This window comes from Brevibacillus sp. B_LB10_24 (genome assembly GCF_046036945.1).
Classification (GTDB): Bacteria; Bacillota; Bacilli; order Brevibacillales; family Brevibacillaceae; genus Brevibacillus_C.
Map to the genome: position 1 here is coordinate 274,931 of NZ_JBJQOQ010000002.1, position 16,355 is coordinate 291,285.

Below are 16,355 nucleotides of genomic sequence, written 5' to 3' on the forward strand. Positions count from 1 at the left end.
ATAAACCGTGGCAATCCGCGTAACGCAAAACATGATGAATAGTACGATGATGCGAAATTACTATAATTCGATGGGGCAGTTGGACCGGTATAATGAACAGTTGTCTTCAGGGAAAAAAATTTCGCTTCCCTCCCAAGACCCCGTAGTAGCGGTCATGGGGATGTCTTACCGGACTCAGTTGAATAAAAACGAGCAGTATCTTCGCAATGCGAGTCAAGCTCAAACGTGGCTTGACACAGCAGATACGGCAATGAACGAGGTCGGCAACGTACTCCATCGGCTCAATGAGCTGCTTCTCCAATCTGCTACTGATACGATGTCGCCGGCAGATCGTCAGTCGATGGAAAGCGAAGTAATCGAGCTGAAAAATCAGCTGGGGGAGATTGCTAACCAAACGGTCAACGGAAGATATATCTTTGCCGGAACAGATACTACAAAAGCCCCGTATGACAAAAACGCCGGCGACTATACAAGCACCAATTTCTCAGAGTTCACTGTCGAGGTAGGGCAAGGCATCTATATCCCGATCAATGTAAATGGTCAAGAAATCTTTAACAAATCGATAAACGGGAACAATATCTTCAAGTTAATGGATAATATTATCGATGATCTGCACAATGGTAAACCGACAGACGGACACCTCGAAGAAGTGTCGCAGCAGATGGATAATGTGTTAAGGCAAAGAGCTACTCTCGGAGCCAGAGTAAACCGTATGGAGCTGGTCACAGACCGTTTGGAAAGCTCTGGATTAAGCATAACAAAGGCGATGTCGGACAACGAAGATGCGGATATGGCTGCAGTCATCACGAATTTAAAGACGCAGGAAAATATCCACAGAGCTGCTTTGGGATCAGGTGCCCGCATTATTCAGCCAACGCTGCTTGATTTCCTCCGTTAATAGGCAAAGGGGGAAGTGCAATGCAGCTGCCAAGAATTCAGATTCAACAGACTCCCATGCTGATCGGGTTGAACATCCAAAAACCTGTTCAGGAAATGGAACAGCCGAAAGCGGAGCTGAATTTGCGCCAGGAACCGACTGTTTTGGAAATTCGTCAGCCACCAGGAACTCTGTCTATCGATTCGAGCCGCGCTCGTTATAATATTGGGCTGCGTACGTCAATGGAATTTAGTGACGCTAATGCCCAGCGTGGTGTACAATCCTGGTTAGAGGCTATTTCTCAATCCAGTTCTGAAGGCGACCGCCTGGCTGCGATTGAACAGGGGGGTAACGCAATCGCGGATATTGCATTCGAGCGTGGATTGGAGTCCAATCCTCCGGATACCCCTGTTTCCGGCAGCGACGAGGGAGTCGATATCAGCTACCAACCGGGAAAAGTGGAGATTAATATCGAGCGGCGAGGTATGAGGATGGATCCGGTTCTTCGCCCGCCCATTTTACAATATACCCCTGGTAAAGTAGAAGGCTATGTGCGCCAATGGAATAAGGTGAATATTGAAGTGGTAGGGCTTCATGTGAATCGAACCTTATAAATTGTGGTTTAAAAAGGAGTTGTCGCAGGTGGCGAATCCCCAGTACGTAGAGGTAGGCAAGCTGTTTTTCGAGGAGGGCCTGCCCGGCTTTTCCCATTTGCAATTTTTTCGGCTGCTGCAAGAAGAAAAAGGCAGCCCTTTTTATGCTCTTGAATCAGTTGAGGATCCGCAAGTAGGTTTTTGGGTGGTTGATCCGTTCGCTTTTTTTGCTGATTACGAATTTGAACTTCAAGAGCAAGCCAAGGCATCGCTACATATTTCACAGGAGACCCCTGTTGTCGTGTTAAATATCGTGACACCGCGCCCCAATCAGCAAATAACAGTAAATCTCAAAGCGCCGATCATCGTAAACCAGAATAATCGGATGGCCAAGCAAGTGATCCTTCACGAGGAAAAATATGATGTACGCCAACCGCTCCTTCCCGTGCGGCAGGCCGCAAGTAAGTAGGTGAGTGGATGCTGGTACTTTCCCGTAAAAAGAATGAGTCGATCATGGTCGGAGACAATATCGAGATTAAAGTGATTGGAATTGAAGGCGATTTAGTGCGGATCGGCATTGAAGCGCCCCGTGAAGTAGAGGTGTATCGAAAAGAAATCTATTTGTCGATTCAGGAGGAAAACTTGCTCGCTTCGCAAACAAAAGCAGACTGGTCGACGTTAAAGCAGTGGATCGGTATGAAACCGTCTGATGAAGAATAATTTCATCAGATTTTTTTATCGGCAAATGTGTAAATAGTCCTAAAAGATTTAGATGGCCTCTCCGATAAATAGAATGTAAGGATTCGTAAATCCAAGCGCGCGATTGGATTGTGAGTCCCAAAATTCAAAACAGTCACAGGGACGTGACTGTCACAATCAAGGAGGAAAAATCATGATTATCAACCACAATATTTCCGCGATGAACACGCACCGTCAAATGGGTGTAAACTCCGGAAACCTGAGCAAAAATGTAGAGAAACTCTCTTCCGGCTACCGTATCAACCGCGCTGCTGACGACGCTGCCGGCCTCTCCATCTCCGAGCGTATGAGATCACAAATCCGCGGTATGAACCAAGCAACTCGTAACTCTCAAGATGGTATCTCTATGATTCAAACGGCTGAGGGTGCGTTACAAACGGTGAACGATATGCTGGTTCGGATTAAGGAATTGGCAACTCAGTCTGCGAACGGTACTTATGACAGTGATGCTGACCGTCAACGTCTGCAGGAAGAAGTAACTGAGTTGTCAAAAGAAATTAACAACATTAAAGACAACACTAAATTTAACGGTATTAAACTTTTAGGCAATGAATACAAGGGTAATGTAGCTGGGACAGGCGTTTCTCTTAGCGGATCTTATACCGGTACAGTTGATAAAACCCTTACCCTTAAATTTAGTGGTACTTCATGGTATGTTGGTTCCGGTACTAATGGTTTGACAGCAGCGAATGGCGCAACCATTAGTGGTATCACACTTGCATCCGGTTCAGCTGGGACAAGTGGTGACACAAAAACTATCACCTTAAAAGGTAGTGATGTTGATCTTCAAATTGGTCAAGAAGCAAACCAAAAATTAACTTTGGACCTTAATAAGATTCGATTGGGGTCTGTAGCTCAGTCCGTAAGCGGTTGGAATATCTCTACTCAATCAGGGGCCACCAAGGTTTTGGAAGATATCGAAAGTGTTATCAACCAAGTGAGTGCCGCCCGTTCTTACCTCGGTGCTAACCAAAATCGTCTGGAAAACACCATCAACAACCTGAACATCACTTCCGAAAACCTGTCTGCCGCTGAGTCCCGTATCCGTGATGTAGATATGGCGAAGGAACAAATGGAGTTCACCAAGAACAACATCCTCGTTCAGGCTTCTCAAGCAATGTTAGCTCAAGCGAACCAACTGCCGCAAGGTGTTCTGCAGTTGCTCCGTTAATTGAAATAAACAAGTGGGGAACCTTAGTTTTTCTAAGGTTCCTCTTTCGTATTTATAATCCGGATTCCAGTCATTTCCGTAAAAAGCATTTATGAAAAAGCCGATACAAATAATAACCAAACTTTAACCACTAAGGTAAGTACGTTGTTTTTTCGGTACTATGTTATGCGGGATGGGGGAACAGTCTTGGAACTAAAAATATTGGATCGTATCTACGTTTATGAAAATAATGAATCAGTACTTGAGCAACTCATGGACGATGTTAACCAGTTTATGCATGAATCAAATTCGGTGATTGTTCAAATGGATATTGACGGTCAGATCGTTTTTGACGATTTCTTCGAATATATATCTGATCGCATCGAGGAGATCAAAAAAATTGAGGTAATTTCTCAGTCTGTAGAGGTGTTTACAAACGAGGTGCTAATGACCGCAAATGAATATCTTGAGCGGTCTATCCCCCTTATTTCGTTATTATCTGATGAATTTTATCAAGGCCCCAAACAGGAAACATGGGAACAATTTGAACAGCTTATAGAAGGCTTGCAATGGGTGGAACAGACGATTCAATATGTAAGCCACAATAAGCCATCATGTAAACAATGGCAGGAAACTTTCAGATGGTCGACGGAATTGGCTGATCTGGAGCAGGCAGTAAAACAACAAGATATGGTTTTAATCGGAGATATTCTGCGTTACGAGGTTTTAACTCGACTGGAAATGCTGAAAAAAGAGCTAGAGCAAGAGATTCATAATGGGGTAATCAGCCATGATCTCAATTGATAACATTAATCTGTTAAAAAAGCACTATCCGGATGTCTGGACGGCACTAAAGGAGTATGAGGAGCAGTCGTATCACAAAAGCGTAGAAGTCATGGATACGAAAAAAGGGGTACCAACGCTACTGCTTCAGGATCATAATGTACCTATATATATACACAGTAAATACGACCCTTATCTTGAAGCGGAGCGATTGCTTTCCCAGTATGCATCAATAGAATCGAGTAAACACGTCTTTTTTTACGGAATAGGTTTAGGCTATCATATTGAAGCCTTTGCACAAAAATATCCTGACATCCCATTTTCCATCTATGAGCCAAGTTTAGAAATATTACATACGTTTCTCTCTAAACGGTCATTAGATATATTTTCGATCTCTATGTTAAAAAATATTTTCGTAGAACAAAATTCGCTGCAATCGAAACAACTGATTAACAAGTTTGTCAGTTCAGTGAGAGAAGAAGTCTTATTTATCGTCTTACCTTCTTACGAGAGGTTGTTTAAACAAAATTATAAAGAGTTTCTAACAAGCTTTCGGGAAGCTATCCACGAAAGAAGGTCGCATTTGCACGTTAATGTGGCGTATGAACAACGGTGGACGATCAATAGTATTATGAACCTGGAAACTACCCTGAATACCCCTAATGTGCTTCGCGAAAAGAAGAAGTACTTTCAAGATAAGCCGGCAATCATTGTCTCTGCAGGTCCTTCTCTAGAAGAAGAAGTGGAGAATCTGAGATACATCAAGGAAAACGGACTCGCTTATATCTTCTCAGTCGGATCAGCTATTAATGCACTGCTATCCCATGGGATCGAGCCGGATGCAGCATGTACGTATGACCCAACGGTGCTAAATCAAATGGTATTTGAGAAAGTGGTAGAGCAGGAAATAAAAACAATTCCTTTGATATACGGCACAAGTGTCGGTTTCGAGACGGTACGGCGTTATCCCGGACAGATGTTCCACATGATTACGAGTCAAGATACGATTTCTCCGGTTTATTTCAATAATGTAGATTCTATAGAAATCGTAAATGATTCGCCTTCTATCGCGGTTATCACACTGCAACTGTTACATAAATTTGGCTGTAACCCTATCATTCTCGTTGGACAAAATTTGGCTTTTAAGAATAATCAAGTTTACTCAAAGGGAATTGAATACGAACATAGGCCAACCACTTTAACGGAACATGAAAAGAAGAACCTGTTAACTACGGAAAGTGTCGACGGTGAAGTTGTTTACACAAACGAAGGATTTAATCGTATGAGAAAACAAATGGAAGCGTTGATTGCCCAATATCAGGACAAAGAGATTATTAATACGACACGGGGCGGGGCCAAAATCAACGGTACTTCTTTTATCCCTCTTGATCAAATCATAAAGGAGAAACTAACTTCGTCATTCAATACATCAGACTGGTGTAAGGAAACTACTCAAAGTTACAGTGTTACCTATACAAGACAGCAGTCGGCTAAAATGATGACTTACCTTGAGGAATTTCCAAAGGTACTTGACGAATTCCGGAAAATTATTAATGAAATAAACCAATCGATTAAAACCTATAATATCAAACAACTGGAAAACTCTTTTACCAAGTTTGACAGGGTATTTAAAAAAATGCAGAATAACCAATTCTATCAATGTGTGATTAGGCAAATGAACCGAGTCCAATTTGAGTTGGTTGCGAAGGAAATTGAAGAGCTACGTTTTGAACGAGATACTCTTCATAAGGGAAAACGGATTGCCAGTGAGTTTGGAGCCTATGTTGATAATTGTATAGTTAACATGCAGTTAGCCGCACCATTGCTTCAAGAAGTACATCAAAAGATTCTTCAGGAAGTTGAAGCAACAACATAAAATTTCTAACGGAGAGAGGCTATATGAACCTGAAAGGGAAGAAAATACTTGTCACCGGAGCAGATGGTTTTATAGGGTCTCATTTGACAGAAGAGCTTGTCAGACGAGGGCATAATGTGAAAGCCTTTGTTTACTATAATTCCTATAATAGTTGGGGCTGGTTGGATGAATCCCCCAGTGATATTCGAAGCGGCATCGAGATTTTTTCTGGGGATGTTCGCGATCCGTTTGGGATAAAGGAAGCAGCTAAGGACTGTGATGTCATCTTTCACTTGGCGGCATTAATTGCCATTCCTTACTCGTATCATTCCCCTGCTACGTATGTGGAGACCAATGTAATGGGTACCCTGCACGTGGTTCAGGCGGCCCGAGAATTAGGGATCGAGAAAGTTATTCACACCTCAACCAGTGAAGTGTATGGAACAGCCAAGTACGTCCCGATTACGGAGGAGCACCCCTTACAAGGACAATCCCCTTATTCAGCAAGTAAAATAGGTGCAGATCAGATGGCCATGTCGTTTTACCAGTCGTTTCATACGCCGGTTGCTATCATCCGCCCATTCAATACGTATGGACCGCGTCAGTCGGCAAGGGCGATAATCCCTACTGTCATCACCCAGATTGCCAGCGGTCAACGTAAAATCAGGTTGGGAGCACTACACCCTACGAGGGATTTTAATTATGTCAAAGACACCGTCAATGGGTTCATTGCCGTGGCAGAGTCCGATGCTTCTCTAGGTGAGGTGATCAACATCGGGAGCAACTATGAGATATCGGTTGGTGAAACCGTTCAATTGATCGCAGATGTGATGGGGAAAGAGATTGAAATCGAAACGGATGTCCAGCGGCTTCGCCCGGAAAAAAGCGAGGTGGAACGGCTTTGGGCTGACAATACCAAAGCGAAAACCCTGCTTAATTGGGAGCCGGTCTTTTCGGGACGCGAGGGTCTAAAAAGAGGTTTGCAGGAAACGGTTGAGTGGTTTAGCAACCCGGAAAATCTACGTAAATACAAAAGCGATGTGTACAATATATGAGCAAATCAATTGATTTAAAGCGTATTGTCGAGACCTTGCAATCGGTATTGCCCAAAGACCAGGAGTATATCGCCCTTCATGAACCCCGTTTTTCCGGCAATGAATGGGCCTATGTGAAAGAATGTCTGGATACGGGTTGGGTGTCCTCGGTAGGAAAATACGTCAATCGCTTTGAAGAAATGCTGCAGGAATACACTGGTGTTCGTTACGCCGTAGCTGTAGTAAATGGAACAGCGGCATTGCATATGTGTCTTCAGCTTGCGGGAGTTGAAGCAGGGGATGAGGTGGTAGTCCCGAGTTTGACCTTTATAGCTACTGCCAACGCTATTCACTATTGCGGGGCTACTCCGCACTTCGTAGATATTGAAACAAGAACGCTTGGACTTGATCCGTATAAGTTGGGGGACTACCTAGAAGAGATAACCGAAATCCGGGATAGTACTTGTTTCAACAAAATTACAGGGAAGCGATTAAAAGCTGTTGTTCCTATGCATACATTTGGTCATCCCGTTGATCTTGATCCATTGATGGAAGTTTGTAACAGGTTTAAGCTGGAATTGATAGAGGATGCAGCGGAATCGCTGGGCTCATTCTACAATGGAAGGCACACGGGGCATTGGGGTAAGCTGTCGGCTCTTAGTTTTAATGGAAATAAGGTAGTAACAACCGGAGGCGGTGGTGCTATCTTAACTAACGATTCTTCGTTAGCCAAACTGGCAAAACACATTACCACAACAGCCAAGGTTCCGCATCGTTGGGCATTTAACCACGATAGGGTCGGTTACAATTATCGCTTGCCCAATTTGAATGCCGCTTTAGGCTGTGCGCAGTTGGAACAACTCCCTGATTTTGTTGAAAAAAAGCGCAATTTGGCTGATCAATACAATAAAGCTTTTTCTGAAATGGAAGGGGTAAGCTTCTTTACTGAGACGGAATTCGCTAAGAGCAACTATTGGTTAAATGTGTTGTTGCTGGATGAGCAGTATGCAGATAGACGGGATGATTTGTTAGAGTTGACAAATGAGATGGGGATTATGACACGGCCTTTTTGGACTGTCCTTCATAAACTGCCAATACACGCGAGATGTCCAAAAATGGATCTAACGGTAGCAGAAAACCTGGAAAGCCGCGCGATTAATATTCCAAGCAGTGTAGTGTTGGGTGTGATTAATAATGAAGCGTAAAATATGCGTTGTTACCGGTACCCGTGCAGAGTATGGTTTGCTTTATTGGTTAATGAAGGAGATTCAGGAGGACCCGGAACTTCAACTCCAAATTATTGCGACTGGAATGCATCTTTCGCCGGAGTTTGGTCTTACGTATAAAAATATCGAGCAGGATGGCTTCCGTATAAATGAGAAGGTGGAGATGCTACTATCTAGCGACACCGCTGTTGGAATTACTAAGTCAGTAGGCTTGGCAACGATTGGATTTGCAGATGCACTGGATAGATTAAAACCGGATATCCTTGTTCTTTTAGGGGATAGATATGAAATTCTTGCAGCTGCTCAAGCAGCCTTAATTGCCAGAATTCCAATTGCTCATTTGCACGGAGGTGAATCAACAGAAGGTTTGATCGATGAGGCAATACGACATGCCGTTTCAAAAATGGCTCATTTTCATTTTGTTGCGGCAGAACCATACCGTCAACGTGTAATTCAATTGGGAGAGAACCCTGAAAAGGTATTTAATTATGGTGCATTAGCATTAGACAATATCAATAACCTGAAACTCCTAAGTAAAGAAGATTTTGAGTGTACTACGGGCTTTACATTGGGTCAAAAAAATGCGTTGATAACTTACCATCCAGTAACTCTAAGCAAAAAGAGTCCCGAAGTAGCCATGTACAATCTTTTCCAAGCACTTGATGAATTTAAGGATTTACATGTGATTTTTACCAAACCTAACTCAGATACAAGCAGTCGTATCATTTGCAAGATGATAGATGAATACGTGGCTGGGAACAAGGAACGGATGAAGGCCTATACATCATTGGGTACGGTCAGGTATCTAAGTGCAATTTCGCTTGTCGATCTTGTAATTGGAAACTCTTCTAGCGGAATTATAGAAGTTCCCTATTTAAGAAAACCAACTGTCAATATTGGGGACCGCCAACGTGGGCGTCTTAAACCGTTATCCGTACTGGATTGTAACGAGACAACTGACGATATTAAAAAGGCAATAAGTAAAGCGATGTCATCGGAATTCACGGATTTGGTTAAAGTTATTAATTCTCCATATGGAGAAGGGAATGTCGCAATTCGTATTAAGGATGAATTAAAAAATGCAAAGCTCGAAGGGATATTATACAAGAAGTTTTTTGATGTGGTGAACTAGATATGAAAATTGCATTTATGGGATGTGTTGAGTTTAGTTTTGTAACCTTTGAACACTTATTATCCATGAGTAAAAAGGATTCAAGAATAGAGATTGTTGGGGTTGTTACACGACAAGAATCACAAATAAATTCCGATTTTCGTAGTTTAGAACCACTGGCTGTGGATCACAATATTCCTTGCTTTATCGCCCAAAAAAACAATCAATCGGAAATTTCTGAGTGGCTTCAAAAATTACAACCGGAAGTCATTTACTGTTTTGGATGGTCGTATTTATTGCGAGATGAGATTTTAAGCATTCCTAAAATGGGTGTAATTGGATATCATCCGTCAGAGTTGCCCAAAAACAGAGGGCGTCACCCTATTATTTGGGCATTGGCTTTGGGACTTCCTCGAACAGGATCGACGTTCTTTTTCATGGATAAAGAGGCCGATACTGGCGATATCTTGAATCAGAAGTTAGTGTCAATTCAACCATCTGATGATGCATCGACACTTTATTCGAAATTGATCGATGTAGCTACCGGGCAAATTTCTGAATTCACATATCAATTACTCGAAAAAACGTATTCCAGAACAAGGCAGGAAACCAAAGCAAATCACTGGCGAAAAAGGACTAAAATCGATGGGGAAATAGATTGGAGAATGACGGCGGAAGCAATTCATAATCTAGTTCGAGCGTTGACGAAACCTTACGTAGGAGCTCATTGTCTCTTACAGGGCGAAGAGATCAAAATATGGAGAACCGAAGTATTGGAAGTATCAAATGATAACTTGATTAATATTGAACCTGGAAAAATATTGAAGATCGATAATGAAATACTCTATGTAAAATGCGGAAGCGGAGTTTTAAAGATAGTTGAACATGAATTTAAAAAAATCCCTAGAGAAGGCGATTACCTATGAGCAAAGTTATGGTGGTTGCTCCGCATCCCGATGATGAGACCTTGGGATGTGGAGGGACATTACTAAAACATAAAGAATTGGGCGATGACATTCACTGGCTTATCATTACAAGCATAACCGAGAAACTAGGTTTTTCCCAAGATCGTATGCAATCTCGTATTAATGAAATAGAAAAAGTAAGTAATCTATATGGATTTACATCTGTACACAATCTTGGGCTTCCTACGACACACTTGGATGCTATCCCAATAAACGAGATTGTTGCTGAAATAGGTCGAGTTTTCCAAACCGAACAGCCAGAGATAGTTTATATACCATACCGTGGCGACGTTCATACCGATCATAAATTTGTTTTCGATGCGGTAGTCTCCTGTACAAAGTGGTTTCGTTACCCCTTCATTAAACGAGTATTGGCCTATGAGACTCTTTCGGAGACGGATTTCGGTCTTAATCCGGATACCAACGGATTTCGTCCTAACGTATTCGTCGACATAACCAATTTTTTAGATCAAAAAATAAACATCATGGAAATTTTTAGAAGTGAAATTAGTGAACACCCGTTTCCACGAAGCAAAAAGGCTATTACGGCACTGGCTCATTTAAGAGGAGCAGCTGCGGGGAGTCATGCTGCGGAAGCTTTTATGCTATTAAAGGAGATGTGGTAATGATGAGAACCTTTATTATTGCTGAAGCTGGCGTAAATCATAATGGTTCGCTCAAGATGGCTAAACAATTAGTCGATGTTGCATTTGAAGCCGGAGCTGATGCCGTGAAATTTCAGACATTTAAAGCAGAAAAGCTTGTTAGCAAATCTGCACCAAAAGCGGAATATCAGACCAAAACAACGAATTCTTCGGAATCACAATACGAGATGATAAAAAAACTGGAGCTGGATGAAGAGGCCCATCAGGTGTTGATTGAATATTGCACTCAGAAAGGAATCCAATTTTTATCAACTCCCTTTGATACCGACAGTGTTGACTTATTGGCAAGATGTTTTGATCTGCCGAGCCTAAAAGTACCATCCGGCGAAATCACGAATGCTCCTCTTTTACTAAAAGCGGCATCGACTGGAAAACCAATTATACTTTCTACTGGTATGAGTACACTTGGTGAGATAGAACTTGCATTGGGTGTTATTGCATTCGGTTATTTGCAAACAGGTCAACAACCCTCTGGTAATGCCTTTGAAGCGGCTTATTGTTCTGCCGAAGGGCAAAAGCTCTTACAAGCAAACGTCACATTACTTCACTGTACCACGGAGTATCCTGCACCGTTTACGGATGTAAACATGCGAGCAATGGATACGCTCCGCAGCACCTTTGGTTTGCCTGTTGGGTTTTCTGACCACACGGTTGGCATATCAATTCCAATTGCCGCCGTAGCGCGTGGGGCTGTCATCGTTGAAAAGCATTTTACCCTTGATCGAAATTTACCTGGACCTGATCATAAGGCTTCTTTAGAGCCAAACGAACTAAAAGCTATGGTGAAGGGGATTAGAGAAGTAGAACAGGCATTAGGCGTTCCGAGTAAAATGCCTGCTATTTCAGAGTTGAAAAATAAACCGATCGCAAGGAAAAGTATTGTTGCATCGAGGAAGATCCAAAAAGGCGAGCTTTTTACCGATCAGAACATAGACATCAAGCGGCCTGGAACAGGAATTTCTCCTATTCATTATTGGGATTATATCGGGAAAATTGCAGATAGAGACTACCTTCCGGATGAAGTGATCCAATGAAGAATATGCCAGTTATTGTTTTAGGCGGCGGCGGACACGCGAAGGTGTTAATTGACACTTTGCTTCAACAATCCGTAGAAATCCTTGGCTATACAGATTTAACGATGCCTTCCGAAGAAAAAATATTAGGGGTTCGCTATCTTGGACCGGACAGTATTATTAACGGTTATAGCACAAACGGAATCATGCTGGTAAATGGACTGGGTTCAATAGGGACAGTTTCTCGAAGAAAACATTTGTTTAGTGAATTCAAGAAACGCGGATACACCTTTATGAACGTCGTCCATCCTTCTGCTGTAGTCTCACCTTCTGCCGTCTTGTCTGAAGGTGTGCAAATTATGGCGGGAGCAGTTATTCAAACCGGAAGTATGATTGGAGAAAATTCGATTGTTAATACCAAGGGATCAGTGGACCATGATTGTATCATTGGTGCCCATGTCCACATGTCGCCTGGCAGCACTTTATGTGGCGGGGTGAAAATTGGCGATGAGGTGCATGTTGGAGCTGGCGCAACTGTTATCCAAGGTATAGATATTGGACGGGAAAGCGTAATTGGCGCAGGTGCCCTAGTCCTAAGGAATGTATCGGAGAAGGTAACCGTTTACGGTGTTCCGGCAAGGGAGGTGTAGTCGATGAACTGGAGGAACGTTTTAATTAAGCAAGATACCCCGATCATACAAGCGATCCAAATCATCGATGCTGGAGCTATTCAAATTGCGCTTGTCGTCGATGAAAATGAGAGATTGCTCGGGACGGTGACTGACGGAGATATCCGTAGAGGAATCTTAAAGGGCATACCCCTTAATGAATCGGTTAAACACATCATGAACGATCAACCGAAATATGTTTTCCCTGATGAAAGTCCAGAGAAGATGTTGGCTTTTATGAGGGCCAAACGGTTAAATCAGGTTCCAATCATAGATAAGGATAGGCGTATTATCGGGATCAAAGTTTTAAATGAACTTCTTCGCCGGGAGCAAAAAGAGAATTGGGTTATTCTGATGGCTGGCGGATTAGGGAGCCGTCTTCAACCTTTAACGGATGACTGCCCCAAACCGCTTTTGAAGGTCGGAAGCAAACCCTTACTAGAGACGATTATTGAAAACTTCGTTGAACAGAACTTTTATAAATTTTTTCTATCCGTTAATTATAAAGCTGAAATGATCAAGGAGTATTTTGGGAACGGATCACAATGGGGAGTTGAATTAAACTATCTTCATGAGAATAAAAGATTAGGAACTGCAGGCGCATTAAGTTTATTGCCTGGTAGACCGGATGCACCAATTATCGTAATGAATGGAGATCTATTAACCAAAGTCAATTTCAACCAGTTACTGGAATTCCATGTGGAACATAGAGCGGCGGCGACAATGTGCGTCAGGGAGTATGACTTCCAGGTGCCCTACGGTGTTGTTCGAACAGACAACCAACGTCTGGTAAGCATAGAGGAAAAGCCAACACAGCATTTTTTTGTAAGTGCAGGCATTTATGTGTTGGAAACGGACGTATTGGATAAGATCCCAGGCCAGACCTACTTTGATATGCCCAGCCTTTTCGAAAAGCTGGTAAATGAGCAAATCGAAACGGTTGTTTACCCTATCCGGGAGTATTGGCTCGATATTGGCCGAATCACTGACTTTGAGCGAGCAAACGTCGAATTTGCGGAGGTATTCGGGTGATAGACGGGAAAACGGTTTTAGCTATTATTCCGGCGCGAGGAGGCTCCAAGGGAGTTCCTCGCAAGAACATTCGAGAGGTGGCCGGCAAGCCTTTGATTGCATGGACAATCGAGGAGGCGAAGAAATCACGTTATATTGATCAAACGATTTTGAGTTCGGAAGACGATGAAATCATTTCAGTGGCCAGATCATGGGGGTGCGAGGTGCCATTCAAGCGTCCTTTAGAATTGGCACAGGATGATACACCTGGTATTGATCCAGTTTTGCATGCATTAAATCAAGTGTCAAAATATGATTACATCGTTCTATTGCAGCCAACTTCTCCACTTCGAACAGTAGAAGACATTGATGGCTGCATTTGTACTTGTCTTCGACTAAAGGCAAATGCTTGTGTTTCGGTAACGGAGCCGGATAAAAGTCCCTATTGGATGTATAAAGTTGACGATAGGAATAAAATGAGTTTGTTGCTCCCAGGTGATTCTTTTGCAGTTCGTAGACAGCAACTGCCCAAAGTATATGCTTTGAACGGGGCAGTGTATGTGGCAAAAAGCGAGTGGGTACAGGAGAATAAATCCTTCTTAACCGATGAGACTGTAGCTTATATAATGACGAAAGAGCGTTCAATTGATATAGATACGGAATTTGATTTGAAAGTTGCAAGCATTTTATTACAGAGTTAATCTTATTGAAATACAATTAAACGATTTAATGTAAATTGATGTAAATATTTGAGTTCTTAATTAAAATTCTCCCTATTTAAGCCGATACATATAGTAAAAGTACGGTTGGAGGAAAATGTCTATGGATATTCATTCCGTAAATCAGACAGGCAAAATATCTTCTTCTTACTCGTCAGAAAGGCCGATAGCACCCACTAGTGGAGAACCGGGCGGACCTTTTCAGGAAGTATCGAGGGAGTCTAGTCCTGAGGGGAGTTCTTCCAAAAGGGAAGTAGAAAAGGCCGTAGATTCCCTAAACAAATGGATACAATCGGGCAATACACATTTAAAATTCACGCTGCATGAAAAGTTGAACGAGTACTACGTAGAGATTGTCGACGATCAGACCCAAGAGGTGGTACGCGAGGTGCCCCCGAAAAAAATATTGGATATGGTTGCGAAAATGCATGAAATGATTGGCATTCTCGTAGACGAAAAACGATAGGAGGATGACCATGATCGACCGTATACGTTTTGGAGGAATGTACTCGGGATTAGACACAGAAATGATCGTTAAGCAGTTGATGAAATCGGAAAGCGCACCCTTTGATCGATTGAAACAAAAGCAACAAAAGCTGGAGTGGAAGCGCGACGATTACCGTGAGGCGAACAGACTGCTGCTTGATCTAAAGAATATGATGGCAGATTTGAGGTATGCTTCTACCTTTACGAATAAGAAAGTGGCTGTATCAGCTAATGATAGTGTAGTCTCGGTAAAAAGTGCGGGAAAACCGCAATACTCGTCGTATTCTGTTCAGGTGGAAAAGTTGGCTACCAGCGCTACTCCTGCATCTGTTGCTTATTCACTAAATGAGAAGGATACGGTCAGTGAGTTTTCATTCGAAATAAATGGTGTTGACATAACCGTTGGCGGTTCACTTGAGGATATCGCAAAGACAATAAATGAAAAAGCTACATCAACAAATGTAAAGGCTAGTATTTTTAACAACCAATTAGTATTGACCTCAACAGAGGCTGGTAATGATATTGAGATAGTAGCCAATGGTGAAAATGATCTTGGAATAACATCCGATACAATTAAAGGGACAGATGCCGTACCGGGAATAGTCTATATTAATGGTGCTAAATTAAATATTTCTGGCAACACCTTCACTTATGACGGCATTGAATTCACTGTGAAACAAGTAACCGGCATTGATCCGGGTTCTTCAGTAAGTATCAACGTCAAACAAGACACGGACGCCATCTTCAATACGATCAAAGGTTTTGTAGACAAGTATAATGATGTAATCGCCAAGCTCAACGACAAGATTTCGGAACCAGTCTATCGCGACTTTTTCCCGCTAAGTGATGAACAAAAGTCGGACATGAAAGACAAGGATGTTGAGAATTGGGAGAAGAAAGCCAAAAGCGGAACGCTTCGAAACGATACGCTTTTATCCGGAATTTTGTCTTCGATGAGAACCGCATTAAATACAAAAGTATCGGGAGTTAATGACAGTTTCAATACGCTAAGTAGTATTGGCATCACGACAGGGAAGTACTACGAAAAAGGAAAATTGGTCATTGATGAAGAAAAGCTGCGCAAGGCTATCAATGAAAACCTTGACGATGTAACGAAGCTGTTTACAAATTTCGTAGCGAGTGACTCTCCTACAAAAAGCCAGGAGAGCGGTTTGTTTGAACGTCTATACAGTCAATTGGACAAGACAATCAAACAGATATCTGACAAGGCAGGAAGCGCAACAGCCACTGGCAATGACGTTAGCGAGATGGGCTTGGCATTAAACCGAATGAACCAAGAGATCGATTCGTGGCAAGATCGCCTCAAGAAAATTGAGGATCGGTACTGGAAACAGTTCACGGCTTTAGAACAAGCAATGGCAAAATCACAATCTCAAACCGGATGGTTTTCCCAATTAATGGGCAACCGATAAGGGAAGG

Annotated in this window: 18 protein-coding genes; all 18 read left to right on the forward strand. The window is 42.5% G+C overall.

Annotated elements, in window-relative coordinates:
• Nucleotides 1-7 precede the first annotated feature (7 nt).
• The 18 genes from flgL to fliD all read left to right on the forward strand — a co-directional run bounded on the left by flgL (nucleotide 8) and on the right by fliD (nucleotide 16,348).
• Entirely contained in the window at nucleotides 8-898 is an 891-nt protein-coding gene (flgL, locus tag ACI7RC_RS04100; protein WP_408106955.1) for a flagellar hook-associated protein FlgL, read from the forward strand.
• A 41-nt stretch (nucleotides 899-939) separates the two neighbouring features.
• Entirely contained in the window at nucleotides 940-1,491 is a 552-nt protein-coding gene (locus ACI7RC_RS04105) for a DUF6470 family protein (protein ID WP_408107044.1), read from the forward strand.
• A gap of 28 nt (nucleotides 1,492-1,519) precedes the next feature.
• Nucleotides 1,520-1,939 (forward strand): flagellar assembly protein FliW, encoded by a 420-nt coding sequence (gene fliW, locus ACI7RC_RS04110; protein WP_408106956.1) that lies wholly within the window; start codon nucleotides 1,520-1,522, stop codon nucleotides 1,937-1,939.
• 8 nt (nucleotides 1,940-1,947) lie between these two features.
• Entirely contained in the window at nucleotides 1,948-2,190 is a 243-nt protein-coding gene (gene csrA, locus ACI7RC_RS04115) for a carbon storage regulator CsrA (RefSeq protein ID WP_408106957.1), read from the forward strand.
• Nucleotides 2,191-2,362: 172 nt separating this feature from the next.
• The gene (locus ACI7RC_RS04120; protein ID WP_408106958.1) at nucleotides 2,363-3,400 is read left to right on the forward strand and encodes a flagellin N-terminal helical domain-containing protein; all 1,038 of its coding nucleotides are present in this window, start codon (nucleotides 2,363-2,365) and stop codon (nucleotides 3,398-3,400) included.
• Nucleotides 3,401-3,586: 186 nt separating this feature from the next.
• Nucleotides 3,587-4,183, forward strand: a complete 597-nt coding sequence (locus ACI7RC_RS04125; protein ID WP_408106959.1) for a DUF8042 domain-containing protein — start codon at nucleotides 3,587-3,589, stop codon at nucleotides 4,181-4,183.
• Nucleotides 4,170-6,038, forward strand: coding sequence for a motility associated factor glycosyltransferase family protein (locus ACI7RC_RS04130; RefSeq protein WP_408106960.1), 1,869 nt, complete (start codon nucleotides 4,170-4,172; stop codon nucleotides 6,036-6,038). Before ACI7RC_RS04125 ends, ACI7RC_RS04130 begins: the two co-directional genes overlap by 14 nt.
• Before the next feature lie 23 nt (nucleotides 6,039-6,061).
• Nucleotides 6,062-7,072: an NAD-dependent 4,6-dehydratase LegB gene (locus ACI7RC_RS04135; protein ID WP_408106961.1), complete on the forward strand. Its 1,011-nt coding sequence runs from the start codon at nucleotides 6,062-6,064 to the stop codon at nucleotides 7,070-7,072.
• Entirely contained in the window at nucleotides 7,069-8,256 is a 1,188-nt protein-coding gene (locus ACI7RC_RS04140; RefSeq protein WP_408106962.1) for a LegC family aminotransferase, read from the forward strand. The genes ACI7RC_RS04135 and ACI7RC_RS04140 overlap by 4 nt, the downstream gene beginning before the upstream one ends.
• Nucleotides 8,246-9,409, forward strand: a complete 1,164-nt coding sequence (neuC, locus tag ACI7RC_RS04145; RefSeq protein WP_408106963.1) for a UDP-N-acetylglucosamine 2-epimerase — start codon at nucleotides 8,246-8,248, stop codon at nucleotides 9,407-9,409. Before ACI7RC_RS04140 ends, neuC begins: the two co-directional genes overlap by 11 nt.
• A 2-nt stretch (nucleotides 9,410-9,411) precedes the next feature.
• Nucleotides 9,412-10,314 carry a methionyl-tRNA formyltransferase gene (locus ACI7RC_RS04150; protein ID WP_408106964.1) on the forward strand — a complete coding sequence of 301 codons (903 nt, stop codon included), beginning with the start codon at nucleotides 9,412-9,414 and terminating at the stop codon, nucleotides 10,312-10,314.
• Nucleotides 10,311-10,979, forward strand: a complete 669-nt coding sequence (locus ACI7RC_RS04155; RefSeq protein ID WP_408106965.1) for a PIG-L deacetylase family protein — start codon at nucleotides 10,311-10,313, stop codon at nucleotides 10,977-10,979. The genes ACI7RC_RS04150 and ACI7RC_RS04155 overlap by 4 nt, the downstream gene beginning before the upstream one ends.
• Nucleotides 10,979-12,052, forward strand: a complete 1,074-nt coding sequence (gene neuB, locus ACI7RC_RS04160) for an N-acetylneuraminate synthase (RefSeq protein WP_408106966.1) — start codon at nucleotides 10,979-10,981, stop codon at nucleotides 12,050-12,052. The genes ACI7RC_RS04155 and neuB overlap by 1 nt, the downstream gene beginning before the upstream one ends.
• A complete protein-coding gene (locus tag ACI7RC_RS04165) occupies nucleotides 12,049-12,681 on the forward strand; it encodes an acetyltransferase (protein WP_408106967.1) in 633 nt (210 codons plus the stop codon). The genes neuB and ACI7RC_RS04165 overlap by 4 nt, the downstream gene beginning before the upstream one ends.
• 3 nt (nucleotides 12,682-12,684) lie before the next feature.
• A complete protein-coding gene (locus ACI7RC_RS04170; protein WP_408106968.1) occupies nucleotides 12,685-13,731 on the forward strand; it encodes a nucleotidyltransferase family protein in 1,047 nt (348 codons plus the stop codon).
• Entirely contained in the window at nucleotides 13,728-14,411 is a 684-nt protein-coding gene (locus ACI7RC_RS04175) for an acylneuraminate cytidylyltransferase family protein (protein WP_408106969.1), read from the forward strand. Before ACI7RC_RS04170 ends, ACI7RC_RS04175 begins: the two co-directional genes overlap by 4 nt.
• A 121-nt stretch (nucleotides 14,412-14,532) precedes the next feature.
• Nucleotides 14,533-14,895, forward strand: coding sequence for a flagellar protein FlaG (gene flaG, locus ACI7RC_RS04180; RefSeq protein ID WP_408106970.1), 363 nt, complete (start codon nucleotides 14,533-14,535; stop codon nucleotides 14,893-14,895).
• A 10-nt stretch (nucleotides 14,896-14,905) separates the two neighbouring features.
• Nucleotides 14,906-16,348: a flagellar filament capping protein FliD gene (gene fliD / locus ACI7RC_RS04185; protein ID WP_408106971.1), complete on the forward strand. Its 1,443-nt coding sequence runs from the start codon at nucleotides 14,906-14,908 to the stop codon at nucleotides 16,346-16,348.
• Nucleotides 16,349-16,355 lie beyond the last annotated feature (7 nt).